This is a genomic window from Polyangium sp. 15x6 (genome assembly GCF_029960785.1).
In the GTDB taxonomy this organism is placed as follows: Bacteria; Myxococcota_A; Polyangia; order Polyangiales; family Polyangiaceae; genus Polyangium.
The window spans coordinates 1-2,258 of the sequence record NZ_JASBQE010000236.1 but is presented as its reverse complement, the minus strand read 5'-3'; the positions used below and the strand labels follow the sequence as shown (position 1 = coordinate 2,258).

General features: G+C 65.5%; 1 protein-coding gene. It reads left to right on the top strand.

The features are described from left to right. Positions 1 to 1,954: 1,954 nt before the first annotated feature. Complete coding sequence (locus QHF83_RS53160) at positions 1,955 to 2,224, top strand: helix-turn-helix domain-containing protein (RefSeq protein ID WP_282425858.1); 270 nt, start codon at positions 1,955 to 1,957, stop codon at positions 2,222 to 2,224. Positions 2,225 to 2,258: the final 34 nt, after the last annotated feature.

The following is a 2,258-nucleotide window of genomic DNA, read 5'->3' as shown; positions in this document are numbered from 1 at the left end:
CCTGCTCGATCTCTGCACGAATCGCCGCCGCTCGCTGATGGTTCCGCATCGGGTGCTCCCTTCGGGGCACCAGCGTCGGAGGAGCGAGCCGTCGGTGTCAGGACGGGGGTGGGCGAGGTGGTACGGTCAAACCGTCAAGCCTCTGCCATCCCGTGTTCTGCGGTACTTTGGAGCTTCCCGCCCGACGCGCGTGCAGCAGGGCGCAGTGAACCCCGTGTTTTTCGGTTCGGAAGGACGAACGCGCCAGCGGTGGCGTACAGTAAAAGTGTAACTGCGAGCCTCGGTGGCCTCTTGACGGGTCTTCCGCTGTCGGCCTAGTGTGTATGGGTGGTCGCAGGGGAGTGGTGGTTATGCGTCGTGAGGTGCAGAAGCGAGCCGAGCAGCGGAAGGACGGTCGCAAGACCGTGCGGGCGACAATCCACTTCGATGTCGACGTGTACGACGATGCCTTGACGGTCTCCGCGAAGAAGAAGATGCCCCTCGGGCGGTTCGTGAACGACGTGGTGCGAAAGGCCCTGGAGGAGTTCTGGCGCGCTAAGGCCGCAAGGAAGGCGAGTAAGAAGCAGCCCGCGCCGAGCGCCCGTTCGCGGGCCCCGTTGGCCCCGACCTCGAAGAACCGGGCCGAGCCTCCGCCGAGCGTTGCGCCCCGTTCGCGCAGCCCATCGGCTCCGACCTCAAAGAAGCGTGCCGAGCCCCCGCCGAGCGTCGGGCCCGGTTCGCGAATTCCGACGTCGAAAAAGCCCGCCGAGCTCCTCGCCGCCCCGGCATCCCGAGCTCGGAGCCACGCGCCCGTGCCTTCGTCACCCTCGATGCCTCCGGCTCCGGCCACGAAACGGACAGCAGGGCCGTCATCGTCGGGTTCCCCTTCACGCGCGGCGGTGCCCCCGCGGTCGGGACGATCTCAAAAGTAGCCGCTGCTCCGTTGTCGGTGGAACCGCCAGCTCGAGGACCCCGATCTTCGAAAAGCCGTTACAAAGCCGCTGACGAGCCACTCCGAGCCGGTGGAAAGCCGCTTGTATTTTTGGGGAGGGCCCACCGGGATCGGGCGGCGGCTCGACGTCGAGAGCGCCTCGAGCGGTCGCTCGACGTGCTTTCGCGGGGTTACGGGTGGGGGACGCGCCGCCAGGAGCCCGAAAAGGAAAAAAAGTGGTTACATCGAGCGGATCTTCTCGAAGTTGAGCTGCGGAATCCAGGGGCGATCGGTGAGTTTCTCACTTTTCACGTGGCTATTTGTTGTTTGTCTTGGCTGATGTTCGAGCGGCACGGCCTTTGCGCTTGGCCACAAGGGGCAGGGAAGAGGCCCAAGGAGGGCAGGGGACGGGTCTCACAGGGGAGGCGCGCGAGGTGCACGAGGACCTCGGGGGGCTCCCCGAAGGAAGTCGGAGGGCGGATCGACGAAAAAGTGGTTCCGTCGAGCGGCTCTTCTCGTTCTTGGTTCTGCGAAACAAGGGGGTGAGGATGCGAAAGTCTACTTTGGAAGTGGCTTTTTGTTGTTTGTCTTGGCCATCAACCAACAGATACGGGCGATTGATGCCCTCGTCGAGGGGAAACCACGCAATTCCTCCTGGCACTCGCTTGTCGAAAAGCTACATTCGAGGGAACCGGGCTACACAGGTCCCGAGGCCGCTCCGCTTCGCTTTCCTTGCGTGGGCCCCTCCTGCCTCCTGCCCGGATAACCAGCAACGCGGCGCTCGGGCGACCGAGGTGCCGGGGAGGTGCAGCCATGAGCATTTCGATCGTACCCCCATCGATCGTCCCTGCATCGGGACGGACCCATCCTCCGCGAAGCAGCGCGCCACGTTCGGCACGCCCCTTGCGACTGCGACCGAGTCAATCCCCGGGCACGTGGCGCGGCCCAACCCGAAGCCCCTCGAGCGCTCGTGGAGCGGGGCCGGTTTCTGAGCCCAGACCCTCCGGGCAGGGCGAAGAGTTCCCTTCCTCCACCGCCACCCCCATGACGCCGCTGCCCGAGGCCGGCAGCCTTCCTGCGGTCCTGACCGTCAACGAGCTCGCCACCCTGCTTCGGCTTGACCGCAAGACCGTCTACGGCGAGATCGCCGCCGGCAGGATCCCCGGCATCCGGCGCTTCGGCGCCCGCCGTCCCGTCTATCGAGCCCACCGCGACACCGTGCTAACAGCCCGTGGACTTATCCCGAAGGAGGATCGACAAGAACTGGCGACGATGGTAGTTTGTCCGCGTCATGTCGATGGGGCGAACACGTGAGAAGCAGGCGTCGCTCTGGGTGGCGGCTCCTTCG